Origin of the sequence: Streptomyces nanhaiensis, assembly GCF_046614825.1 — a bacterium.
GTDB classification, from domain to species: domain Bacteria; phylum Actinomycetota; class Actinomycetes; order Streptomycetales; family Streptomycetaceae; genus Streptomyces; species Streptomyces radiopugnans.
Map to the genome: position 1 here is coordinate 1 of NZ_JBKJFM010000015.1, position 22,895 is coordinate 22,895.

20 protein-coding genes are annotated in these 22,895 nt (G+C 73.2%); 13 read left to right on the forward strand and 7 right to left on the reverse strand.

What is annotated here, in order from left to right:
* The 5 genes from ACLIYP_RS06710 to thpD form a co-directional block, all read left to right on the forward strand.
* Positions 1–543: hypothetical protein (locus tag ACLIYP_RS06710; protein WP_412712216.1), on the forward strand; the 543-nt coding region annotated here is incomplete at its 5' end.
* 397 nt (positions 544–940) lie between these two features.
* On the forward strand, positions 941–1,477 hold the full coding sequence (ectA, locus tag ACLIYP_RS06715) for a diaminobutyrate acetyltransferase (RefSeq protein ID WP_412712217.1): 537 nt from the start codon (positions 941–943) through the stop codon (positions 1,475–1,477).
* 80 nt (positions 1,478–1,557) lie between these two features.
* Positions 1,558–2,826 (forward strand): diaminobutyrate--2-oxoglutarate transaminase, encoded by a 1,269-nt coding sequence (gene ectB / locus ACLIYP_RS06720; protein ID WP_410539045.1) that lies wholly within the window; start codon positions 1,558–1,560, stop codon positions 2,824–2,826.
* Between the two features lie 132 nt (positions 2,827–2,958).
* Positions 2,959–3,363, forward strand: coding sequence for an ectoine synthase (locus ACLIYP_RS06725; RefSeq protein ID WP_093655460.1), 405 nt, complete (start codon positions 2,959–2,961; stop codon positions 3,361–3,363).
* Positions 3,364–3,500: 137 nt separating this feature from the next.
* Positions 3,501–4,400 carry an ectoine hydroxylase gene (thpD, locus tag ACLIYP_RS06730; RefSeq protein ID WP_412712218.1) on the forward strand — a complete coding sequence of 300 codons (900 nt, stop codon included), beginning with the start codon at positions 3,501–3,503 and terminating at the stop codon, positions 4,398–4,400.
* 158 nt (positions 4,401–4,558) lie between these two features.
* On the opposite strand, the gene ACLIYP_RS06735 is transcribed toward thpD, so the two are convergent.
* The gene (locus ACLIYP_RS06735) at positions 4,559–5,680 is read right to left on the reverse strand and encodes a glycoside hydrolase family 53 protein (protein WP_412712219.1); all 1,122 of its coding nucleotides are present in this window, start codon (positions 5,678–5,680) and stop codon (positions 4,559–4,561) included.
* Between the two features lie 135 nt (positions 5,681–5,815).
* On the reverse strand, positions 5,816–7,822 hold the full coding sequence (locus tag ACLIYP_RS06740) for a beta-galactosidase (protein ID WP_412712220.1): 2,007 nt from the start codon (positions 7,820–7,822) through the stop codon (positions 5,816–5,818).
* A gap of 185 nt (positions 7,823–8,007) precedes the next feature.
* Here ACLIYP_RS06740 and ACLIYP_RS06745 point away from each other — a divergent pair, with 185 nt between their 5' ends.
* The 4 genes from ACLIYP_RS06745 to ACLIYP_RS06760 all read left to right on the forward strand — a co-directional run bounded on the left by ACLIYP_RS06745 (position 8,008) and on the right by ACLIYP_RS06760 (position 12,298).
* The gene (locus ACLIYP_RS06745) at positions 8,008–9,303 is read left to right on the forward strand and encodes an ABC transporter substrate-binding protein (protein WP_412712221.1); all 1,296 of its coding nucleotides are present in this window, start codon (positions 8,008–8,010) and stop codon (positions 9,301–9,303) included.
* A gap of 140 nt (positions 9,304–9,443) precedes the next feature.
* On the forward strand, positions 9,444–10,313 hold the full coding sequence (locus ACLIYP_RS06750; RefSeq protein ID WP_412712255.1) for a carbohydrate ABC transporter permease: 870 nt from the start codon (positions 9,444–9,446) through the stop codon (positions 10,311–10,313).
* Positions 10,310–11,185, forward strand: coding sequence for a carbohydrate ABC transporter permease (locus tag ACLIYP_RS06755; protein WP_412712222.1), 876 nt, complete (start codon positions 10,310–10,312; stop codon positions 11,183–11,185). Before ACLIYP_RS06750 ends, ACLIYP_RS06755 begins: the two co-directional genes overlap by 4 nt.
* A gap of 81 nt (positions 11,186–11,266) precedes the next feature.
* The gene (locus tag ACLIYP_RS06760) at positions 11,267–12,298 is read left to right on the forward strand and encodes a LacI family DNA-binding transcriptional regulator (protein WP_412712223.1); all 1,032 of its coding nucleotides are present in this window, start codon (positions 11,267–11,269) and stop codon (positions 12,296–12,298) included.
* Positions 12,299–12,356: 58 nt separating this feature from the next.
* Here the strand turns inward: ACLIYP_RS06760 and ACLIYP_RS06765 are convergent, their stop codons facing one another.
* Together ACLIYP_RS06765 and ACLIYP_RS06770 are read right to left on the reverse strand one after the other, a co-directional pair.
* Positions 12,357–13,421, reverse strand: a complete 1,065-nt coding sequence (locus ACLIYP_RS06765) for an aminotransferase class V-fold PLP-dependent enzyme (protein WP_412712256.1) — start codon at positions 13,419–13,421, stop codon at positions 12,357–12,359.
* 227 nt (positions 13,422–13,648) lie between these two features.
* Positions 13,649–15,178 (reverse strand): aldehyde dehydrogenase (NADP(+)), encoded by a 1,530-nt coding sequence (locus ACLIYP_RS06770; RefSeq protein ID WP_412712224.1) that lies wholly within the window; start codon positions 15,176–15,178, stop codon positions 13,649–13,651.
* Between the two features lie 194 nt (positions 15,179–15,372).
* Between ACLIYP_RS06770 and ACLIYP_RS06775 the strand changes: the two genes are divergently transcribed.
* From ACLIYP_RS06775 to ACLIYP_RS06790, 4 genes are all read left to right on the forward strand, one after another.
* Entirely contained in the window at positions 15,373–16,170 is a 798-nt protein-coding gene (locus ACLIYP_RS06775; protein WP_412712225.1) for an IclR family transcriptional regulator, read from the forward strand.
* 118 nt (positions 16,171–16,288) lie between these two features.
* Positions 16,289–17,401, forward strand: coding sequence for a hypothetical protein (locus ACLIYP_RS06780; protein WP_412712226.1), 1,113 nt, complete (start codon positions 16,289–16,291; stop codon positions 17,399–17,401).
* Between the two features lie 101 nt (positions 17,402–17,502).
* Entirely contained in the window at positions 17,503–18,705 is a 1,203-nt protein-coding gene (locus ACLIYP_RS06785; protein ID WP_412712257.1) for a sensor histidine kinase, read from the forward strand.
* Positions 18,706–18,728: 23 nt separating this feature from the next.
* Positions 18,729–19,373 carry a response regulator transcription factor gene (locus ACLIYP_RS06790; RefSeq protein ID WP_412712258.1) on the forward strand — a complete coding sequence of 215 codons (645 nt, stop codon included), beginning with the start codon at positions 18,729–18,731 and terminating at the stop codon, positions 19,371–19,373.
* 116 nt (positions 19,374–19,489) lie between these two features.
* On the opposite strand, the gene ACLIYP_RS06795 is transcribed toward ACLIYP_RS06790, so the two are convergent.
* From ACLIYP_RS06795 to ACLIYP_RS06805, 3 genes are all read right to left on the reverse strand, one after another.
* Positions 19,490–20,569, reverse strand: a complete 1,080-nt coding sequence (locus ACLIYP_RS06795; RefSeq protein WP_412712227.1) for a pectinesterase family protein — start codon at positions 20,567–20,569, stop codon at positions 19,490–19,492.
* Entirely contained in the window at positions 20,566–21,912 is a 1,347-nt protein-coding gene (locus ACLIYP_RS06800) for a pectate lyase family protein (protein WP_412712228.1), read from the reverse strand. Before ACLIYP_RS06800 ends, ACLIYP_RS06795 begins: the two co-directional genes overlap by 4 nt.
* A gap of 117 nt (positions 21,913–22,029) precedes the next feature.
* Entirely contained in the window at positions 22,030–22,869 is an 840-nt protein-coding gene (locus ACLIYP_RS06805; RefSeq protein WP_412712229.1) for a rhamnogalacturonan acetylesterase, read from the reverse strand.
* Positions 22,870–22,895: the final 26 nt, after the last annotated feature.

Sequence of the window (22,895 nt, forward strand, 5' to 3'; positions counted from 1 at the left end):
GCGGGAGCCGGGGGCGCAGGGGCGGCGTCCGCCGCTCCGTCCCCGACGGCCACCGCGTCCGGCGCGCCTTCCTCCTCCGCCTCTCCTCCCGCCGACCCCTCGGGCGCCGCGTCCGGCGGCGCGTCCGGCGGCGGGGGCGAGCCGGGCCCGCGGGAGGACCGGCTGCGCTCCCGGGGGGTGCTGGGCCCCGGCAACAACGCGCACTGGGCGCAGAGCGGTGTCGTCCTGCACTGCGGCGAGCGGCTGACCTCCCTCACCGTGGAACTGCGCGTCGCGCCGACCGGGGGCGTACGGCACACCGGCTCCTGGAGCACCCTGCCGGCGGGCGACTTCGGGGTGACCGTCCGCGAGGAGGGCGGCGCGCTGGTGTACCGCTGGACGCTGCGGAGGGGGCGCGCGGTGCCGCCGGGCGAGCACAGGTTCGTGGGCCAGTACGGCCATGCGGAGGGGCTGCGGGACGTGGGGCGGGACTCCTACACCGTCCGCGCCACGGGCCCCGGCGGGCCGGTGTCCGCGGAAGGGGACTTCCGCCGAGTTCCCTGAAGAACCTCACGATCCGGTTTCACTGGGATATCTTCCATGAATCGAAGATGAATTTACGGGCACCTGATCTGAATAGAATCCCATATCCTCATGCCCGCTCAGACGGTCCTTAAACACTAAGATTCGATATCGGCGAACCGCGTATTTCGGACACGTTCCGTGCTCGTTATGGATCTGTGACGGACTCAACATCGATTCCTCTTTGCCCGGAAAATAGGGGGCATACCAGGCATAACGCACCGCATTTCGTGCGCGTGCGCACCCACGCGCGATAACACAGAAAGCGCGCCCACGTAACCCCTCACCTCGATGTGATTTGAGTTCGCTCTGGGTAAATTGGATTTGCATGACCGCCGCACAAGCAGACCATGCAGGTGCCCACAGAAAGACCGTCGAAATGCCGGAGGGACTGAAGCTCGACGCGCCCCGCGTGGAGGACGGCGCAGCGATCTGGCGGATCGCGCGCGACTCCCGGGTACTCGACCTCAACTCCTCCTACAGCTACCTCCTGTGGTGCCGCGACTTCGCCGCCACCTCGGTGGTGGCGCGCGACGGCGACGGTGAGCCGGTCGGTTTCATAACCGGCTACGTCCGGCCGCGGCACCCGCGGACCCTGGTCGTCTGGCAGGTCGCCGTCGACCACGGGCAGCGCGGACGCGGCCTGGCCGCGGCGATGCTCGACGGGCTGACCACCCGTGCCGCCGAGGAGCTGGGCATCGACGGGATCGAGACGACGATCACCCCTGACAACACCGCCTCCAACCGACTGTTCACCTCCTACGCGGAGCGCCACGGCGCACCGGTGCGGCGCGAGGTCCTCTTCGAGGGCGCGCTGTTCCCGGAGGAGGGACACGAGCCCGAGGTGCTGTACCGGATCGGGCCCGTCCCAGCCCTGGCCTCCACCGCGACCGCACCGGCCGCCGCAGGCGGCTGACCGCCGCGCGGCGCGCCGCACCGCGCCCCGGCACCCCAGACCTCTCACTCCTCTCGCAACCCATCTCCCAGGAGATCGCTGTGACCATCACCCAGCCCGACCTGAGCATCTTCCAGACCCTCGAATCGGAGGTGCGCAGCTACTGCCGCGGCTGGCCCACCGTCTTCGACAGGGCGCGCGGCAGCTACATGTACGACGAGGACGGCCACGCGTTCCTCGACTTCTTCGCCGGCGCCGGGTCACTGAACTACGGGCACAACAACCCGGTGCTCAAACGCGCCCTGCTGGACTACCTGGAGCGCGACGGCGTCACCCACGGCCTGGACATGTCCACCACCGCCAAGCGGGCCTTCCTGGAGACCTTCCAGGAGGTGGTCCTGCGTCCGCGCGGCCTGGACCACAAGGTGATGTTCCCCGGCCCGACCGGCACCAACGCCGTCGAGGCGGCCCTGAAACTGGCCCGCAAGGTCAAGGGCCGGGAGTCGATCGTCTCCTTCACCAACGCCTTCCACGGCATGTCGCTGGGCTCACTGGCGGTGACCGGCAACGCCTTCAAGCGCGCCGGCGCCGGCGTCCCCCTGGTGCACGGCACCCCGATGCCGTTCGACAACTACCTCGACGGCAAGGTCGAGGACTTCCTGTGGTTCGAGCGCCTGCTGCAGGACTCCGGCTCCGGCCTGAACCGGCCGGCCGCCGTGATCGTGGAGACGGTGCAGGGCGAGGGCGGCATCAACGTCGCCCGGGCCGAGTGGCTGCGCGCCCTGGCCGACCTGTGCAAGCGCCAGGACATGCTGCTGATCGTCGACGACATCCAGATGGGCTGCGGCCGCACCGGTGGCTTCTTCTCCTTCGAGGAGGCCGGGATCACCCCCGACATCATCACGGTCTCCAAGTCGATCAGCGGCTACGGACTGCCGATGGCGCTGACCCTGTTCCGGCCCGAGCTGGACATCTGGGAGCCCGGCGAGCACAACGGCACCTTCCGCGGCAACAACCCGGCCTTCGTCACCGCGGCGGCCACCCTGAATACCTACTGGGCCGACGGGCAGATGGAGAAGCAGACGCTGGCCCGCGGCGAGCAGGTCGAGGCCGCCCTGCGGGCCATCGCCGCCGAGCACCGCGAGGAGGTGGCCGACGTCCGAGGCCGCGGCCTGGTGTGGGGCATGGAGTTCCACGACAAGGCCCGTGCCGGCTCGGTGGCCTCCCGCGCCTTCGAGCTCGGACTGCTGATCGAGACCTCCGGCCCCGAGAGCGAGGTCGTCAAGCTGCTCCCGGCGCTGACGATCTCCCCCGAGGAGCTGGACGAGGGCCTGCGCATCCTGGCCCGCGCGGTCCGCGAGACCGCCTGACACGCGGCACCGCCCGTCCCCGGCGCCCGATCCGGCGCCGGGGGCGTCCGGTCGCCGCACGCACCACCCGAATGGCCCATCCCGCGAGGTTTTCCGCGGATGGGCCTCTGACAGGAAAGGCACCTCAGCACTGTGATCGTCCGATCGCTGCAGGAAATCGAGGACACCGACCGCCACGTCAGGTCCGCCTCCGGCACCTGGGAGAGCAAGCGGATCGTGCTCGCCAAGGAGCGGGTGGGCTTCTCGCTGCACGAGACCGTGCTCTACGCCGGCACGGAGACCTCGATGTGGTACGCCAACCACGTGGAGGCCGTCCTCTGCGTGGAGGGCGAGGCCGAGCTCACCAACGACGAGACCGGCGAGAAGCACTGGATCACCCCCGGCACCATGTACTTGCTGGACGGACACGAGAAGCACACACTTCGTCCCAAGACGGACTTCCGTTGCGTCTGCGTCTTCAACCCGCCGGTCACCGGCCGCGAGGACCACGACGAGAACGGCGTCTACCCCCTGCTCACCGAACCGGACGAGAGCTGACCGTCCGCACCGGCCGAGCCTGACGGGCCGGTGCGAGCGGCAGCCCAGACCACACGGGAGGCCCTGGCGAGAGAACCCGCGACGAAGCGGCCGCATGCGGGAACAGGGCCGCACGATGAGGAGAGGAAGGCAGAACCATGACCACCGCACCCGAACGCACCGCGGACCTCTACCCGACCCGGGGAGCCTCCGAGGTGATCACCCCGCGGCAGGACCCCACGGTGTGGTCCGCCCCCGGCACGCCGGGACCGATCGAGGCCGCGGACCTCGCGGCCTACGACCGGGACGGCTTCCTGGCCATCGACCAGCTCATCACCCCCGATGAGGTGGAGGTCTACAACCGGGAGCTGAACCGGCTGGTCTCGGACCCGCTGATCCGCGCGGACGAGCGTTCGATCGTGGAGCCGAAGTCCCAGGAGATCCGCTCCGTCTTCGAGGTCCACAAGATCAGCGAGGTCTTCGCCGGCCTGGTGAGGGACCCGCGGGTGGTGGGCCGCGCCCGTCAGATCCTGGGCTCGGACGTGTACGTCCACCAGAGCCGGATCAACGTCAAGCCGGGCTTCGGGGCCTCGGGGTTCTACTGGCACTCCGACTTCGAGACCTGGCACGCCGAGGACGGTCTGCCGAACATGCGGACGGTCTCCGTCTCGATCGCCCTGACCGAGAACTACGAGACCAACGGCGCCCTGATGATCATGCCTGGTTCGCACAGGACGTTCCTCGGCTGCGCAGGGGCCACCCCGAAGGACAACTACAAGAAGTCCCTGCAGATGCAGGACGCGGGCACGCCGTCCGACGAGGCGCTGACCCGGCTCGCCGGCGAGCACGGCATCCGGCTGTTCACGGGCAAGCCCGGTTCGGCGACCTGGTTCGACTGCAACTGCATGCACGGCTCCGGGGACAACATCACCCCCTACCCGCGCAGCAACGTCTTCATCGTCTTCAACAGCGTGGAGAACACCGCGGTGGAGCCGTTCGCGGCGCCCATCCCGCGCCCGGAGTTCCTCGGCGCACGGGACTTCACCCCCGTGAGGTGACCACCCGGCGGGGTGGTGAGCGTGCCGCCGGCCGCCGGACCGCACGGTGCGCGGTCGGCGGAACGCGAGGAACGCGGAGCGGGGGGCGGGACCGCCACGGCGGCCCCGCCCCTTCGCCGTACCCGCCGCCCGCGGATCCCTCGGGCGGCGGGTACGGGTCAGCCGCGGCCCAGGACCTCCAGCGCCGGGAGGGCGCGGCTGTCGTAGTCGAAGAGCGCCTGGTTCTCCCAGCCGTTGCCGGAGGCCGGGTCGGCCGGGTCCCAGCCGTTGCCGGGCACGGCGGTCCAGGTCGGCTCCCACCAGAACAGCCCCAGTCCCCGCCCGCCCGGCACGGCGGCCACGACCGCCGTGATGTCGCGCAGCCAGGCGGCCTGCCCCTCGGGGGTCGCGGGGTAGCCGGGAACCAGCTCGGAGGGCCGGTCGATGATGTTCTCCAGGAAGTCCTCGCTGTCCAGCCGGAACGGATAGGCGGTCTCCGCGACGAAGACGTCCCTGCGGTAGCGGGCCGAGACGTCGTTCAGGTTGGCCTGGAGATCGGACAGCGCGCCGTGCCAGTAACCGTAGAAGGACAGGCCGATGGCGTCGAAGGGCACGCCGTGCGCCACCGCGTTGTCGAACCACCAGCGGGTGTCGGCGCCCCGCCCGCCCTCGGCCAGGTGGAGGGCGACCCGGATGCCGGGCGAGGCGGCGCGGGCGGCCTCGGCCCCGGCGGTGAGCAGACCGGCCAGGCGGGGCCAGTCGTCGGCCGAGCCGTCGGGCCACAGCATGCCGCCGTTGATCTCGTTGCCGATCTGGACCATGGCCGCCGGTGTGCCCTGCGCCCGCAGCGCGCCCAGGATGTCGGCGGTGTGGTCGCGCACCGCCCGCTCCAGCGCGGCTCCGTGGAGGTCCTCCCAGGCCGCGGGCTTGAACTGCTTGCCGGGGTCGGCCCAGGTGTCGGAGTAGTGGAAGTCGACCAGGAGCTTCATGCCCGCCGCGTGCAGCCGCCGGGCCGTCCGCAGGATGTGGGGCCTGGTGTGGTAGCCGTCGGCCGGATCCGCCCAGACCTTCAGACGGCCCCAGTTGACCCCGGCTCCCGCCAGGATCCGTACCGCGTCGTCCCTGCGGCCGTCGGCGTCGTGGTAGACGCCGCCGAGGTCCTCGCTCTTGGCGAGGGAGGAGACGTCGGCGCCGCGGACGCGCAGGCGCGGAGCGGCTGCGGCCGTGCCGGGGGCGGCGGTGGCCAGGGCGGGGGCGGCGAGAGCGGCTGCTCCCAGCCGCAGGACGGTGCGTCTGCGCATGGCTGTGCCCTTCCTTCCGGTTCTCTCGTGGCGTTCTCGTGGTGTTCTCACTGCTCCTGCGGTGTCCTCCGCCGGCCCCCACCGACCCTCCGCCGGCCCTCGGCGACCGGCCCGGCCGTACCGGAGCGCCGGGGATCAGCCGTCGAGGCGGACCACGCGGACCCCACCGGCCGGCACCGCGAGCCGGCCGGCCACGCGGGCGCCGCCGAGCAGTTCGGTGCCGGACGCCTCCAGCGGCACCTTGGCGTCGGCGCCGGTGTGGTTGAGGACGAAGAGGTAGGTGCCGGACCGCCCTGAGCGGCGCACCACCTCCACGTCGCGGGGGATCTCCTCGCGCGGGGCGATGCCCGCGTCCGCGCAGGCGGCGGCCAGCACGGCGTCGAGCCCGCCCGGGCCCAGGCGCGTCGAGACGTACCACGCGGTGCCCCCGCCCAGCCGGTTCCGGGTGACGGCGGGGCCGCCCGCGGCCGGGCCGCCGCCGTAGGACCACACCGTCCCGGCGCCCCGCGCCACGACGGTCTCGGCCCACACGTCGGCCTCCAGCGTGGGGACCCCGGGTCCGGTGACGGTCACCGTCCGGCCCGCCCGCAGCGGCTGGAACTCCTCGACCGTCAGCCCGAGCACCTCCCGCAGCGCGCCCGGGTGGGGACCGGGGTGGACGGCGTCGTGTTCGTCGACGATGCCGGAGAAGCAGGAGACCACCAGGGTGCCGCCGCCGGCGACGTAGGCGCGCAGGTCCTCGCTGGCCTCCGCCGAGGCCAGGTAGAGGGCGGGAACCACCACCAGCGGGTACGCGGCCAGCTTCGCCGGATCGGTCCGGGGAGGAAGGAAGTCGGCGGTCAGATGGCGGTCGAAGAGCGCGGCGTACCAGGCCTCGGCGCGCTCGCGGGCGTCGAGGTCCTGGCTGGGGCGCCACTCCAGCTTCTGCGCCCACCACGACTGCCAGTCCCACACCACCGCCACGTCCGCGACCGTGCGGGTGCCGCGGATCTCCTCCAGCGCGGCGACGTCCGCGCCGAGCGAGACCACCTCGCGCCAGATCCGGCTGTCGGTGCCGGCGTGCGGCACCATCGCCGAGTGGAACTTCTCCGCGCCGGAGCGGGAGGCGCGCCACTGGAAGAACATCGCCCCCTCCGAGCCGCGTGCGATGTGGGCCAGTGAGTTGCGGGCCATCTCGCCGGGGCGCTTGGCGATGCCGCGCGGCTGCCAGTTGACGCCGCTGGTGGAGTGCTCCAGCAGCAGCCACGGCTCGCCGCCGGCGACCGAGCGGGTCAGGTCGGCGGCCATCGACAGATTGACGTGGTTGCGCTCGTCCTCGGCCACCAGGTAGTGGTCGTTGGTGACGATGTCGACCTCGCGGCCCCAGGCCCAGTAGTCGATGGTGTCGCACTGGGTGGGCGAGACCATGAAGTTGGTGGTGACGGGGACGCCCGGGGACAGCTCGTGCAGCAGGTCGCGCTCGCGGCGGAAGTTCGCCAGGGCGCTGTCGCTCGCGAAGCGGGCGTAGTCCAGGCGCTGGGCGGGGTTGCAGACGGTGGGGGTCGCCCGGGGCGGGGAGATCTCCTCCCAGTCGCCGTAGGCCTGGCCCCAGAAGGCGGTGCCCCAGGCGGCGTTGAGCCCCTCCAGGGTGGTGTAGCGCTCCCGCAGCCAGGTGCGGAAGGCGGCGGCGGAGGTCTCGCAGTAGCACTCCAGGACGGGTACGCCGTACTCGTTGTGGACGTGCCACATCACGACCGCGGGATGCCTTCCGTAGCGCTCGCCCAGCGCGCGGGCGATCCGGGCGGAGGCCTGCTGGTAGGCGGGCGAGTTGTGGCAGATCGCGCCGCGCGAGCCGAACTCCCAGCGCACGCCCTCCCGGCTGACGGGCAGCGCCTCGGGGTGGGCGCGGTAGAACCAGGCGGGCGGCACCACGGTGGGGGTGGCCAGGTCGACGCCGATGCCGGCTCCGTGCAGCAGCTCGATGATCCGGTCGAGCCGTCCGAAGTCGAAGACGCCCTCGGCGGGCTCGATCATCGCCCAGGAGAAGATACCGACGCTGACCGTGGTCACACCGGCCTCACGCATCAGCGCGACGTCCTCGTGCCAGACCTCCTCGGGCCACTGCTCGGGGTTGTAGTCGCCGCCGTAGGCGAGGCGCACCATACGACCTCCTGGGTCGAAGTCCCGGCCCGAGTGGACCCGACCGGGAAGAACTGGGAAAGAACTGGGAACGTTCACAGCCGCATGCCGACTGCCTCACCTAGAAAACATCAAGCTCCGAACCATTGACAAGAGTCAGTCGGGTTTCTCTACTGTGCACGTTCACAGCGCCTTGCCAGGGAGGAAACATGAACCACCGCACCGTCGCGGCGTGCACCGCGGCCGCTCTGGCGGCAGCCGCCCTCACCGGCTGCGGCTCCTCGGGCGACGACTCCGCCGCCTCCGGCCCGGCGGAACTGACCTACTGGGCCTGGGCACCCGGCATGGACAAGGTCGTCGCCCTCTGGAACGAGGAGAATCCGGACGTCGAGGTGGTGGTCAAGAAGCAGGCCGGCGGGGACGACCTGGTGACCAAGACCATCACCGCGGCCAAGGCGGGCAAGGCCCCCGACCTGGTGCAGGCCGAGTACCAGGCGCTGCCCACCCTGGTCGGCAACGACGTGCTGGCCGACATATCGGGCGAGGTGGCCGGCGCGGAGAAGGAGTTCGCCCCCGGGGTGTGGCAGCAGGTCACCCTGGGCGGCGACGCGGTCTACGCCCTCCCGCAGGACTCGGGGCCCATGATGTTCTACTACCGCCACGACCTGTTCGATGAGTACGGGCTGACGGTGCCCACCACCTGGGAGGAGTTCGCCGACACCGCCCGTGCGCTCAAGGAGAAGGCACCGGAGAAGGACCTCACCACCTTCTCCAGCAACGACGCCGGTCTCTTCGCCGGTCTCGCGCAGCAGGCCGGCGCGCGCTGGTGGACCACCGAGGGCCGGAAGTGGAAGGTCGCGATCGACGACGCGGCCACCCGGAAGGTCGCCGACTTCTGGGGCTCCCTGGTCCGGGAGGGCGCGATCGGAAACCAGCCGATGTACACCCCCGCCTGGAACAAGGCCCTCAACACCGGCAGGCAGATCGCCTGGGTCAGCGCCGTGTGGGCCCCCGGCACGCTCACCACCGCCGCCCCCGACACCCGGGGCAAGTGGGCGATGGCGCCGCTGCCCCAGTGGGAGAAGGGCGCGAACACCACCGGCAGCTGGGGCGGCTCGACCACCGCGGTCACCGGCGACTCCGAGCACAAGGAGGCCGCCGCGCGGTTCGCCACCTGGCTGAACACCGACCCCGAGGCGCTGGCCGCCCTGGTGCGGGAGAGCGGCGTCTACCCGGCCGCCAAGGCGGCCCAGAGCGGCGGGGCCCTCAGCCGGGCCCCGGAATTCTTCCCCAACCAGCCCGACTTCTACGAGCAGGCCGCCGAGATCGCCCAGGGCACCGCCCCCGCGGCCTGGGGCCCGAACGTCAACGTCGCCTACAGCACCTTCAAGGACGCCTTCAGCAGGGCCGCCAAGAACCGGTCCGGTTTCGACTCGGCGCTGCGGACCATGCACGAGGCGACCGTGGCGGACCTGAGGAAGCAGGGCTTCGGAGTCGCCGAGTGACACCGGTGACGCCAGTGACGCGCACGGCGCCGTCCGCGGAGCCCGCCGGGGCCCGCCCGCTCCCCCCGGGAGGTGCGGGGTCGCGGCCGGGCCGCCGCGGTGGGCGGGGACGCGGCGCGCGGCGGGCGCCGTACCTCTTCCTGCTGCCCGCGGCCGTCCTGTTCCTCCTGTTCTTCGCGCTCCCCGTCGGCTACGCCCTTCATCTGAGTCTGCGCCGGGTCGAGGTCGAGGGGCTCGGTCTGGGCGAGGGGGCGCGCCGGGAGGTGTGGGCCGGCCTGTCCAACTACACCGACGCCCTCACCGACCCCGAACTGGGCGCCGGCGCGCTGCGGGTGCTGGGGTACGGCCTGATCGTGGTGCCCGTGATGCTCGGGCTCGCCCTGGTCTTCGCCCTGATGCTGGACGCCGACCGGGTCCGGGGCCGCTCCTTCACCCGGCTGGCGATCTTCCTGCCGTACGCCGTCCCCGGGGTGATCGCGGCGCTGCTGTGGGGCTTCCTCTACCTGCCCGACGTCAGCCCCTTCCACTTCGTGCTCGGTGAACTCGGCCTGCCCGCGCCGGACCTGCTCGACGGCGGGGCGCTCTACGCCGCGCTGGCCAACATCGCGGTGTGGGGCGGCACCGGCTTCAACATGATCGTCATCTACACGGCGCTGCGCGCGATCCCCGCCGAGGTCTACGAGGCCGCCCGGCTCGACGGCTGCTCGCAGCTGCAGATCGCGCTGCGGATCAAGATTCCGATGGTGGCGCCCTCGCTGGTGCTGACCTTCTTCTTCTCCGTCATCGCCACGCTCCAGGTGTTCAGCGAGCCCACCACGCTCAAACCGCTGACCAACTCCGTGCCCACCACCTGGAGTCCGCTGATGAAGGTCTACGAGGACGCCTTCGTCCGCGGCGACATCCACTCGGCCGCCGCCACCGCGGTGGTCGTCGCCGCGGTGACGCTCGTGCTCTCCTTCGGCTTCCTCAGGATCGCCAACTCCCGCACCCGGCAGGGGGACTCCCGATGACCGCCGCCTCCACCGCTCCCGCCACCGCCCTCGCGCGGGCGCCGCGGCGCACCGCGCTGCTGCCCACCGCCGCGCTGCTGCTGGGCGCGCTCTACTGCCTGCTGCCGGTCGCCTGGGTGGTGGTCGCCTCGACCAAGTCCGGCCGGGAGCTGTTCTCCACCTTCACCTTCCTGCCCGGCACCGGCTTCGCGGAGAACCTGGCGGACCTGTCGGCCTACCGCGACGGCGTCTACTGGCAGTGGATGGCCAACTCCGCGCTCTACGCCGGGCTCGGTGCCCTGCTGTCCACCGCGGTGTCCGCGCTGGCCGGCTACGCCCTGGCCGTCTACCGCTTCCGCGGCCGGGAGGCCGTCTTCAACGTGCTGCTCACCGGGGTGCTGATGCCCCCGGTCATCCTGGCCGTGCCGCAGTACCTGCTGCTGGCCGAGGTGAACCTGACCGACACCCACCTGTCGGTGCTGCTGCCGTCGGTCCTCTCCCCCTACGGCGTCTACCTGGCCCGGATCTACGCCTCCGCCGCCGTGCCGGCGGACGTGGTGGAGGCGGGGCGGACGGACGGCTCCGGCGAGTGGCGGATCTTCCACTCCCTGGCGCTGCCTATGATGCTGCCGGGCCTGGTGACGGTCTTCCTCTTCCAGTTCGTCGCGATCTGGAACAACTTCCTGCTGCCGTACATCATGCTCGGCGACGACGAGAAGTTCCCCGTCACGCTCGGGCTGTTCACCCTGCTCCAGCAGGGGTCCAGCACCCCGGCCCTGTACACCCTGGTCATCGCCGGGGCCCTGCTGGCCGTCCTGCCGCTGATCGCCCTGTTCCTGGTGGTCCAGCGGTTCTGGAGCCTGGACCTGCTGTCCGGAGCGGTGAAGTCCTGAAAAACCGGCGGGTGCGCGAGGATCACGGAGAATTGCACGTGGGACGGGGAGATGGGGGAGAGACACGAGGATGGGTACCGCATGAGCGGCAGTGAGCGGCGGCGCCCGCCGACGATCCACGACGTGGCGCGGGAGGCCGGGGTGTCCCGCGGCACGGTCTCGCGGTTCCTCAACGGCGGGCACAACGTCAGCCCGGGCGCGGCGGACGCGGTCAGGGCCGCGATCCGCAGGACGGGCTACGTGGTCAACCGGCACGCCCGCAGCCTGATCACCGGCCGTTCCGACTCGGTGGCCTTCCTGCTCACCGAGCCGCAGGAGAAGCTGTTCGAGGACCCCAACTTCAACGTGCTGCTGCGCGGCTGCACCCAGGCGCTGGCCGCGCACGACATCCCGCTGCTGCTGATGATCGCCGGTACGCCCGCCGAGCGGCGCCGGGTCGTCCGCTACGTCACCGCCGGCCATGTCGACGGCGTCCTGCTGGTCTCCAGCCACACCGGCGACCCGATGGCCGAGCAGCTGACGAAGGCCGGGATACCGGTGGTCGCCAGTGGCAAGCCGATCGACCGCAGCGGGCGTACCGCCAGGATCGCCCATGTGGCGGCCGACGACCGGGAGGGCGCCCGCGACATCGTGCGGCACCTGGTCTCGCTCGGGCGCCGCCGCATCGCCACGGTCGCCGGGCCGCCGGACACCCCCGGCGGTGTGGACCGGCTGGCGGGCTGGCGCGAGGTGCTGGCCGAGGCCGGGCTCCCCGCCGGCGACGACCTGGTCGCCCACGGCGACTACAGCCGCGACAGCGGCCGGCGGGCCGCCGCCGAACTGCTCGAGCGGACACCGGACGTGGACGCGCTGTTCGTCGCCTCCGACCTGATGGCGCGCGGCGCGCTGGCCGCCCTGGAGCGGGCCGGGCGGCGGGTGCCGGACGATGTCGCCGTCGGCGGCTTCGACGACTCCCCCGCCGCCGTCGCCGGCCTCCCGGAGCTGACCACCGTCCGCCAGCCGTGGGACCGGATCAGCTCGGAGATGGTGCGGGTGCTGCTGGGCCTGATCGGCGGCCAGGAGCCGTCGGCGGTGATCCTGCCGACCGAGCTGGTGCGCAGGCAGTCGGCGTGACCGCGGGGCCCGGGGGCCTTCGGCCGCCCGGAGGCACGCCGGGGCGCGGCCCCGGGGGTCACGCCCGGGGCAGCGCCGCCAGCAGCCGCTCCACGTCCTCGGCCGTGTTGTACAGGTGGAAGGCCGCGCGCAGGTTCCCCGCCCGGACGGACACCTCCACCCCCGCCTCCTTCAGCGCCCCGCAGGCGCCGCCCAGGCCGGGCACCGCGACGATGGCCGAGTCGCCGGGCACCGGGCGGTGGCCCAGCTCGGCGGCGCCGGCCCGGAAACGGGCGGCCAGGGCCCGGTCGTGGGCGCCGATCGCCTCCGGCCCGGCCTCCTCGACCAGGCTCAGGGATCGCTCGGCGCCCAGGTAGGGGAGGAAGGCCGGGGAGACGTCGAAGCGGCGGGCGGAACGGGCCAGTTCCTCGACCGTCCCGTAGCAGCTCTCCCAGGGCCGCTCCCCCGCGACCCATCCGGCCTGCGCGGGCACCAGGTCCCCGCCGTCCCCGGGCACGGTGAGGAAGGAGGTGCCGCGCGGGCACAGCAGCCACTTGTAGGCGCCGCACACGGTGTAGTCGAAGGCGCCCGCGTCCAGCGGCAGCCAGCCGGCGGCCTGGGTGGTGTCCACCAGGGTGCGGGCGCCGTGGGCCCGTGCGGCCCCGGCGACGGCGGCGAGGTCCGTGATGCCGCCGTCGGCCGACTGCACGGCGCTGACGGCCACCAGCGCCGTGCCGGGCCGGACGGCGTCCGCCAGCTCCGCCGGCGGGGCGGTGCGCAGCTTGAGGTCGGCGCGCATCGCGAACGGGTTGACCAGGGAGCTGAAGTCGCCGTCGGCCACCAGCACCTCGGCGCCGGGCGGCAGCGAGCCCGCGACCAGCGAGACGTGCGCGGAGACGGCCGCTCCGAGCGCCACCCTGTCCGGGTCCAGGTCGACCAGCCGGGCGAAGCGGGCGCGCGCCCGCTCGATCACGGCGAACCAGCGCGTCAGGTCGATGCGCCCTTCCACCGTCTCCTGCACCGCCTCGCGCAGCGCGCCGGCGGTACGGGCGGGTGTCAGGCCGTGCGAGGCGGTGTTCAGGTAGACGGTCGCCGGCGCGAACTCGGCGCGCACGAGGTCGCGCAGGTCCGGCAGGGTCGGCAGGTCCGGCAGGGTCGGCGTTTCCGGCAGGTCCGGTGCTCCCGGCAGTGAGGTCTCCACGAACACCACTGTGTCGCCCCGGTTCGCCGCTGTCCATGGCGAATTGTCTTGGACGATCTCAAAGCCTCCCTTATGGGAAGCAGCCTCCCCCCTCCCGCCTTCCATGCGAGCGTCCGCGGCCGCCCTCCTCGGAGAGCGGCCGCAGGCGGGATCCGGGGACCCGGAGGCGTTCAGCCCTCGCGCCGCCCGTCCACCCGGCGCGGCAGGCCGAGCGGGTTGTCGTCGCGCAGTTCCTCGGGCAGCAGCGCCGGCGGGGTGTCCTGGTAGGCGACCGGGCGCAGCCAGCGCTCGATGGCCGTGGCGCCGACCGAGGTGGAGGTGGAGGTCGTGGCCGGGTAGGGGCCGCCGTGGTGCTGGGCGGGGGCGACCGCGACACCGGTGGGCCAGCCGTTGACCAGGACCCGCCCGGCCAGCGGCGTCAGCTCGGCCAGCAGCCGGGCCGCGGCGCCGCCCTCCTCCCCCGCCTCCTCCTCTGCGATGTGGAGGGTGGCGGTCAGGTTGCCGGGCAGCTTGGCCAGCACGGCGCTGACCTCGCCGGCGTCCCGGTAGCGGGCGACGACGGTGACGGGCCCGAAGCACTCCTCCAGCAGCAGCCCGTGCCGCTCGGAGCCGGCCAGCCGCTCCGCCGGAACGGTGAGGAAGCCCGCACGCACGGCCTGGTCCTCGCCCTCGGCCGCGGCGACCGGCGCCGTCACGTCCTCCAGCTCCGCCCGGGCCCTCACCCCGGCCAGGAACGCCTCACGCATCCGGGTGTCCAGCAGCGGCCCGCAGGCGGTCTCGGCGACGGAGTCGGCCAGCGCCTCCAGCAGCCGGTCGCCGGACTCCCCCTCGGGGGCGAGGACCAGCCCCGGCTTGGTGCAGAACTGCCCGGAGCCCATCGTCATCGAACCGGCCAGCCCGCCGCCGATCCCCTCGGCGCGCTCCTTCGCCGCCGCCTCGGTGACCACCACCGGGTTGAGGCTGCCCAGCTCGCCGTGGAAGGGGATGGGGACCGGGCGGGCGGCGGCGGCGTCGAACAGGGCCCGGCCGCCCCGGATCGAACCGGTGAACCCGGCCGCGGCGACCAGCGGGTGCTTCACCAGCTCCACACCGGCCTCGAAGCCGTGCACCACACGGACGACGTCCTCGGGCAGACCGGCACGGGCGGCCGCCCGGCGCAGCGCGGCCGCGCACAGCTCGGAGGTGGCCGGATGGTCGGGGTGCGCCTTGACCACCACCGGGCAGCCCGCCGCGAGCGCGCTGGCGGTGTCCCCGCCGGGGACGGAGAAGGCCAGCGGGAAGTTGGAGGCGGCGTAGACCGCCACGACGCCCAGGGGGATCTTGTAGCGGCGCAGATCGGGACGGGGCGGGGTGAGCGAGGCGTCGGCGTGGTCGATGACGACGCCCAGGTACGCGCCGTCGGCGACCTCGTCGGCGAAGGCGAGCAACTGATAGGTGGTGCGGCTCAGTTCACCGTTCAGCCGGACCTCGCCCAGCGCGGTCTCGGCGTCCGCGGCGGCGACGATCTCCCCGCGGGCGGCCTCCAGCTCCTCGGCGGCCGCCCGCAGCAGGGCGATCCGCGCGGTGCGGCCCGCCAGCTCCCCGCGGGCGGCGTGGGCGGCGCGCACGGCCGCGTCGACATCGGCTGCCGTGGCCTCGACCGCGACCTGTTCACGCTGCTTCCCCGTCCTGGGGTCGACGCTCCACACTGGTGCTGCCACCGCTGAACTCCTCCTTCGAAACGACCGCCGACCGGACGACGGCAGGGGGCGACGGGACCGGCGGGGGCACGTCCGGGACCCCGGACGCCGAAGACTGTCCCCCCGGAGACCTTGTTCGATATACTGAACGCCGTCCCTATGTGTGAATAACCATGTGGGACTCTATGGCCGGTCGAGCGAAAGGGTCAAGGTCGATGCCTTCTGCGCACGGGGGCGCCCCCGGCAGGAAACCGGAGGCGGGCGGGGCACAGGTCAAATCGGCGGTGCGCACCGTGGAACTGCTGGAGTTCTTCGCCGGACAGCCCGGCATGCACACCCTCGCCGCCGTCCAGGAGGCCGTCGGCTACCCCAAGTCCAGCCTGTACATGCTGCTGCGCACACTCGTGGAACTGGGCTGGATCGAGACCGACGCCACCGGCACCCGCTACGGCATCGGAGTACGCGCCCTGCTGGTGGGCACCTCCTACATCGACGGCGACGAGGTCGTGGCCGCCGCCCGCCCCACCCTGGACCGGCTCTCCGACGACACCACCGAGACCATCCACCTCGCCCGGCTGGACGGCACCAACGTCGTCTACCTCGCCACCCGCCAGTCGCAGCACTACCTGCGCCCCTTCACCCGCGTGGGACGGCGCCTGCCCGCGCACTCCACCTCCCTGGGCAAGGCACTGCTGGCCACCTACGACGACGACCAGGTCCGCGCGATGCTCCCCGAGACCCTGGCCCCGCTGACCGAGCACACCATCACCGACCGCGACGAGCTCATCGGGGAGCTGCACCAGATCCGCGACCAGGGCTACGCGGTCGACCGCGAGGAGAACACCCTGGGACTGAGCTGCTTCGGCGTCGCCATCCCCTACCGCACCCCCGCACGGGACGCCATCAGCTGCTCGGTCCCGGTGGCACGGCTGACCCCCGCCCACGAACAGACCATCAAGGACGCCCTGTTCGACGCACGCGACCGCCTCGCCCTGGCCACCCGCCACCTTTGACGGCTCCGTCGCCCCGCCGGCCCCCGACCGAAGTCGCAGACCGCCTCCCCCGCACGGGGGAGGCGGTTCCCCTTCACGCAGGAAGCGGCACAGGAGTCCGGAACGGGAACGTGGAGCCATGACACCCACGCACACCACCACGGGCCCGAAGGGCACCGCGCCCGCAGCGCCCCGCACCGGCCGCACCGGTCCCCCGCGCCGGCTGCTGCTCGCCGCCACCGTCGCCGCCTGCCTGCCGTACCTGGGCATCAAGACCGCCTGGCTGAGCGGCGTCCACATCGGCATCCCCGAGGGCAGCGAACTGCTCGCCCCCGAGAACACCGCCTCACTGACACTCGCCAACTCCCTGACCCTGGTGATGGACGCCGCGGTCGTCGTCCTCGCCCTCGCCCTCGCCCTCCCGTGGGGCAGACGGCTGCCCGCCTGGCTGACGGCACTGCCCCTGTGGACCGCCACCGGACTGCTCGCCCCCATCGCCGTCGCCGTCCCCGTCCTCTCGCTGCTGGGAGCGGCCACCGGCGACGGCACCGTCACCCAGGAGACCCGAGCGTCCCTGGACGGCTGGGTCTTCACCGTCGTCTACACCGGCTTCGGCATCCAGGCACTCACCCTCGGCGCCCTGGCCGCCCTCTACGTACGCGACCGCTGGGGGCACCTGCTGCGCGGCCGCCTCGCCGCGCTGGACGCCGCCGCACCCACCGCACCCGCCCGGCGGGCCATCGCCGTGACCGCCGCCGCGGCCGCGCTGCTCCCCCTCGTGACGCAACTGCTGTGGTCGGCCGGCGCCAGGACCGGACTCCCCGCCCACCAGGCCGAACGGACCGACAACGCCTTCCGGCTGATCGCGGGCCTGGACGCGCTCGCCGCCGCCGCGGCCGCGGCGGGCATCCTGCTGCTCGCCTTCCCCGCCGGCCGGGCCGGTGCGATACGGCTGCGCACCGCCGTCGCCCTGGCCTGGACCGGAAGCGGCGTCCTCACCGCCAGAGGCGGCTGGTCCCTGCTGACGGGCCTCTTCGACGACGGCATGGTGGATCCCTCGCGGCAGGCCACCGCGCTGATGACACTGACCTACTCTGTGGAGGTGCTCGCCGGGATGCTCGTACTCGCCACCGGAGCCCACCTGTTCGCCGAACGGGCCGCCGAACGGGCCGCCGAACCGGCCACCGGACGCGCACCGGACACCGCACACGCCGCACACACCGGGCACACCGGGTACACCCCCGCGAAGTGACCGGAGCGGACAGGGTGGGCAGGGCGGGCGGGACGGGCGCGGAGCGCATCCGGCGACTGCGGCTGCGCTGGGTACACCTGCTGCTGGGCGGCGCACTGCTGATGCCGTACTTCCTGCTGACGACGGTGGTGATCTCCATCGCCGTCCCCGGCGCCGACCCCCTGCGGCACCCGGGCTGGCAGCTCGCGGCATACGGCCTGTCCCTGCCCCCGGCCGCCGCCACCGCGCTCTTCCCCCTGGCCCGGACCCTGGAGAGCGCAGCCGCACGGACACTGTGCCGCATCCCCGGGAAGGAACTCACCACCGCACCGGCCGCCTCCTGGGCCGCCCGGCGGCGCACGGCGGTGTGGTTCACCCTCCACCTGGGGCTGGGCGCGCCACTCAGCGGCGCCACCCTGGCCATCCCGCCCGCCGCGGCGGTGCTGACGGCCATGCCGTTCTCCCACCGGCTGCGGGAAAGCCGCTGGCAGTGGCACTGGAACACACCGGACACCCCCCTGTGGACGGCACCGGTGACCGCGGCCGCCCTGCTCACCGCGCTGGTGGCGGCGGTGTGGGCCGCAGGCGCCCTGCTGGCCCGCTGCGCCCCCGCCCTGCTCGGCCCCGCCCCGGCGGACCGGCTGGCCGCCGCCGAGGCCCGCGCGGCCGCACTCGCCGCCCGCAACCGGATCGCCCGCGAACTGCACGACTCCGTCGGCCACGCACTGAGCGCGGTGGCACTCCAGGCGGGCGCGGCCCGCACCGTGCTCGGCTCCGACCCGGAGTTCGTCCACCGGGCACTGACCACCATCGAGGAGACCGCCCGGCACACCACCGGCGAACTCGACGCCGTACTGGGGATGCTGCGCGAGGAACACGGCGAGGACGGCGGGACGCCCTCCCGGACCCCGGCCGGACCGACCCTCGCCGAACTGGACGGCCTGCTGGAACGGACCCGCGCGAGCGGCACACCGGTGACCCTCGCCACCGGCCCCGGCTCCTGGCGGGAGACCTCCGGCCCCCTGCCCGGGACGGTGTCCCGCGAGGCGTACCGCATCGTCCAGGAGGGCCTGGCCAACGCACTGCGCCACGCCGGCCGGGCGCCCGTCACCCTCTCACTCACCCTCCACGACGGGGAACTGCTGATCACCATGGACAACCCGGTGCACCCCCCGCGCGGCCCGCGCCGCCCCCGCCCCGGCGGCGGTACGGGCCTGCGCGGGACGGCGGAACGGGCCGCCGCGCTGGGCGGCTCCGCCCGGTACGGCGCACACGACGGCAACTGGCGGCTGACCGTACGCCTGCCCCTGGGAGGAGAACGGTGAACACCGCCCCCGGCCGGGCCCCGCTGCGGATCGTCGTGGCCGACGACGAACTGCTGGTACGCACCGCCCTGCGGGCCATCCTCGGCGCACAGGACGGCATGGAGGTCGCCGGCGAGGCCGCCACCGGCGCCGAGGCCGTCTCGGCCGTCCGCGCCCTGCGCCCCGACGTGGTGCTGATGGACGTGCGCATGCCCGAACTCGACGGCATACGCGCCACCGAGCACCTGCTGGGGACCATGGGCGATGACGCACCCCGCATCCTGGTGGTGACCACCTTCGAGAACGACTCGTACGTCTACGACGCCCTGCGCGCGGGCGCCGCGGGCTTCCTCCTCAAACGCTCGGCGGCCGAGGAACTGGTGGCGGCCGTACGGCTGGTGGCCCGCGGCGACTCGCTGCTCTTCCCCGCCGCCGTGCGCTCCCTGGCCGCCCGCCACGCACCGCACCACCGCGGCCGGAGCCTGCGCACCCGGCTGACCGGACGCGAGGCGGAGGTGCTGCGGCTGATGGCACGCGGCCTGTCCAACGCCGAGATCGCGGACCGGATGGCGGTGGGAGCCTCCACGGTCAAGACCCATGTGGCCGCCGTCCTCGCCAAACTCGGCGCACGCGACCGCACCCAGGCGGTCATCGCCGCCTACGAGAGCGGCTTCGTCATCCCCGGCTGACCGGCGGGACCGGCCCCGGCCGGCCGGTGGACGCCGTGCCCGGGTGGACGCCGTACCCGGGTGGACGCCGTGCCCGGCCGGCGCGGGCCGGGCACGGCTCCGTGCCGCGGGCAGGCTCAGCCCACCGCGGGACGCCAGTCGCCCAGGTAGGCCGCCGGCGTGTGCTCGGCGGCCTCGGCCGCCGTCAGCCGCGGACGCTCGGCCGGGTCGGCGACGGCCGCGCCCGGCCCCCGGTTGGCGTGCTCCCGGAAGAAGAACCCCTGCCACGGGTACTGCTCGCGCATGTTCGCGTACGGCCGGGCCGCGTCGATCCCGTCGCCGAGCAGGCTCTCGCGCACCACCAGACTCGGCCGGGCCCCCGGATCGCTGCTGGGCACCCAGGGCCGGGCCAGCTTGTACGCGCCGGCCGGCGCGGTGGTGGTGACGCGGCAGCGGTGTGCCAGATAGCCGTACCGGGTACCGGCGGCCGTCGACGGCGCGAAGACGAACCCGTACGGGGTGAAGTCCACATCCCGGTCCAGGGTGCGCAGTTCACAGCCGTTGAAGACCGCCGTGGCCCGGCCGAAGACGAAGTCCACGTCCCCCTCCGCATAGCAGAGGTGGAAGAACTGCCGCGCGGTGAGCGAGACGTGCCGCGTGTCGGCGTACAGGGTGTCCTGGTGGCCGAGGAAGCGGCAGCGGTCGAACAGCGAGCGGTCCCCCATCACCTTGATCGCCACCGCCTGGGTGCCGGCGGTGATCTCCGGATGGTCGGCGCGCAGCCAGTCGTTGGCGAAGGTGATCCGCCGCGCGGTGAAACCGTCGGGCCGCGCGGTGACCGTGGCACTGCCGGAGGTCCCGTAGGTGCCGGAACCGTCGGGCCTGGGCGTGCCCGCCGCGTTGTCGTGGACGATGACGGTGTCGCGGGGATCGCCGGTGCCGCCCAGCAGGGTCAGCCCGGTCTTGCTCTCCGGGATCTGCACCGTCTCGCGGTAGACGCCGGGGGCCAGGGCGATGGTCCAGGGCGTCGCGGGACGGTCGGGGGTGGCGTCGACGGCCTCCTGCACGGTGGCGAAGTCACCGCTGCCGTCCGGTGCGACCCTCAGCCGCGGACCGGCGGACCGGTCCGCGGGGCCCGCGTGGGCCCGGCCCGCCAGGGCCAGGCAGAGGGCGGCGCCGGCTCCGGCCGTCAGCGCTCCGCGTCGGGTGGTGCTCACCTGCGGTCCTTTCCGTTCCCGGCCTTCAGCTCTCCGGCCCCGGCGTGCCGGCCCACCAGGTAGGGGACGGCCAGCGGGTGGTGGACACGGGTGCGCAAGGACGGGGTCCAGCCCGCGTCGTCACCGAGGAGGCGGTCGGGGTTGGCGGCGTTGTGGGCGGCCAGCAGGTCCGCGTACCGGCCGTTGACCCAGTTGTTCCGCTCGGTCATGGAGGTGCCGGGTGTCCACTGGCGGATGGTGTCGGCCGGGGTCAGGCCCTTGTGGAGGGTGAAGGCGTTGTGCTCGGCGACGAGCGCGGCCTCCTTGCCGATGCCCCAGGTGTAGCCGTACTTGGCGCCCTCGTTCTGCTTGAAGTGGTTGTTGTAGGCGTCCACCTGGCCGAAGCGCACGCGCGGGGCCCGCTCGTTGACGTCCTCGAAGAGGTTGTGGTGGAAGGTGGTGCGCAGCTTGCCCCGGTCGTCGGCCTCGGCCTTGTCGCTGTTGCCCAGCAGGATGGTCTTGTCGTGCTCGGTGAAGACGTTCCAGCTCACGGTCACCAGGTCGGCGCCGCGCACGATGTCGAGCAGGCCGTCGTGCTGCTGGAAGAGCTGCCCGAAGTAGCGCGGCTGCTCGCTGTCGGGGCGGCGGCCGTCGGTGAAGGTGTTGTGGTCGATCCAGACGTGGCGGGAGCCGTGGACGACGACGTTGTCGTACTCGGAGTTCCAGGCTCCGTTCTCGCCGTCGGTGGGGTCCCACTGCGGGAAGCAGTCGTAGGTGTCCTCGAAGGTGATGTTGCGGACGATGACGTTCTCCACCCCCCGGATCTGGAGACTGGCGCCGAGGATGGTGGCGTCGTCGCCCACCCCGATCAGGGTGGTGTTGGAACCGACGTCGAGCTTGACCCGCTTGTTCTGCTCGGCGGCCGAGGCGGCGCGGGCGTCCTCCATCGGTCCCGAGGGGTCGGCGTCGCCCCAGACGGCGGGGTCGTACGCCTGGAGGTACTTCTCCAGGGTGTAGCCGTCGCGCTGGTAGTCCTCGCAGGTCAGCGGCGCACCCTGGTCGTCGGCGTTGCCGTGGATCGTTCCCCTGACCTTGATGATCTTGGGGGTGTCGTCGCCGTCGTTCAGCGCCGCGGCCAGCTCGGCGCGGTTGGTGACGGTGAAGACGTGGTCGGTGTCGGCGGCGGCGCCGCCGGTGGTGCCGCCCTCGGCCGAGGCCCAGCCGTCGTTCTCCGGCAGGACGGCGCGGGCCGGGTCACCGCCGTGGCGCGATGCGGCCTGGGCGGGTACGGCGAGGGCGGCCAGCGCGAGCGAGGCGCATCCTGTCAGGGCTATGACACGCGCTTGGCACACTTTTCTCTGCACTGCGACTCCTTCGGTCGTGCGGGTCGTTCGGGGGTCTTCGAGGGGGCCGGGACGCGGGACGCTCCGGGCGCCCGGTGGTAGCGGACGGCGTGGTGTGGGCGCGGGCGGTGCGGCGGGTCAGCCGGCCGGCCAGGTGACCACGCTCTCCGGGACGGCGTCGTCCAGCCGCCGGAGCGCGCCCGGGTGCGGCAGGCGCCGCTCCTTAAGGCCCCGGGCGACCATCCGGGCGACCTCGACGGCGCCGTGCGGCCGGAAGTGGGTGTTGTCCTGCTTGCCTTCGGGGTGGTTGGGGTGCTCGCCCGGGGCGAGGTGGAGGAAGACCTCCAGTGTGCCGCCGGGGCCCAGCCGGTCCCACTCGGCAAGGCTCGCGGCCTGGACGTCGACGAGGGGGACGTCCTCGGCGGCGGCCAGTGCGCGCATCGCCTCGGGGTACTCGCCGTGGGTGGGTCTGGCACGTCCGTCCGCGTCGAAGCGGCGGCGCTCGACGGGGGTGATCAGTACCGGGCGCGCACCGCGGGCGCGGGCGCCGTCGAGGTAGCGGCGCAGGTAGGCCTGGTAGGTCGTGTAGGGGTCGGTGCCGCGGGCCGGGTCGCCGGTCTTCTCGTCGTTGTGGCCGAACTGGACCAGCAGCAGGTCACCGGGGCGGATCGCCTCCAGGATCGGGGCCAGCCGCCCCTCGTCGTGGAAGCTCTTGGAACTGCGGCCGTTGACCGCGTGGTTGGCGACCGTCCAGCCGTGGCCCAGGAAGACCGGCAGGGCCATGCCCCAGCCCGCCTCGGGCGCGGCGGCGGCGGTCTTGTGGGCCGCGGTGGAGTCGCCGGCGATGAAGACCGTGCCCTCGCGCCGGGGGCGGCCGGGGCCGTGGGCGGGCGCGGCGGCCTGTGCGGCGCCGGCGGCGGCGAGGGTGAGAGGAAGCGCGGCGAGCGCCGCGGCGGCGTGTCGGCGGGAGACGGGCATGGAGGTACCCCCTCGGCTCGGTGTGC

Bases quoted from the DNA above. Each gene is read 5' to 3' on its own strand.
- ectA (WP_412712217.1), top strand. From the start codon at position 941: ATGCCGGAGGGACTGAAGCTCGACGCGCCCCGCGTGGAGGACGGCGCA.
- thpD (WP_412712218.1), top strand. From the start codon at position 3,501: ATGACCACCGCACCCGAACGCACCGCGGACCTCTACCCGACCCGGGGA.
- ACLIYP_RS06735 (WP_412712219.1), bottom strand. From the start codon at position 5,680: ATGCGCAGACGCACCGTCCTGCGGCTGGGAGCAGCCGCTCTCGCCGCC.
- ACLIYP_RS06740 (WP_412712220.1), bottom strand. From the start codon at position 7,822: ATGGTGCGCCTCGCCTACGGCGGCGACTACAACCCCGAGCAGTGGCCC.
- ACLIYP_RS06745 (WP_412712221.1), top strand. From the start codon at position 8,008: ATGAACCACCGCACCGTCGCGGCGTGCACCGCGGCCGCTCTGGCGGCA.
- ACLIYP_RS06755 (WP_412712222.1), top strand. From the start codon at position 10,310: ATGACCGCCGCCTCCACCGCTCCCGCCACCGCCCTCGCGCGGGCGCCG.
- ACLIYP_RS06760 (WP_412712223.1), top strand. From the start codon at position 11,267: ATGAGCGGCAGTGAGCGGCGGCGCCCGCCGACGATCCACGACGTGGCG.
- ACLIYP_RS06775 (WP_412712225.1), top strand. From the start codon at position 15,373: ATGCCTTCTGCGCACGGGGGCGCCCCCGGCAGGAAACCGGAGGCGGGC.
- ACLIYP_RS06780 (WP_412712226.1), top strand. From the start codon at position 16,289: ATGACACCCACGCACACCACCACGGGCCCGAAGGGCACCGCGCCCGCA.
- ACLIYP_RS06785 (WP_412712257.1), top strand. From the start codon at position 17,503: ATGCCGTACTTCCTGCTGACGACGGTGGTGATCTCCATCGCCGTCCCC.
- ACLIYP_RS06805 (WP_412712229.1), bottom strand. From the start codon at position 22,869: ATGCCCGTCTCCCGCCGACACGCCGCCGCGGCGCTCGCCGCGCTTCCT.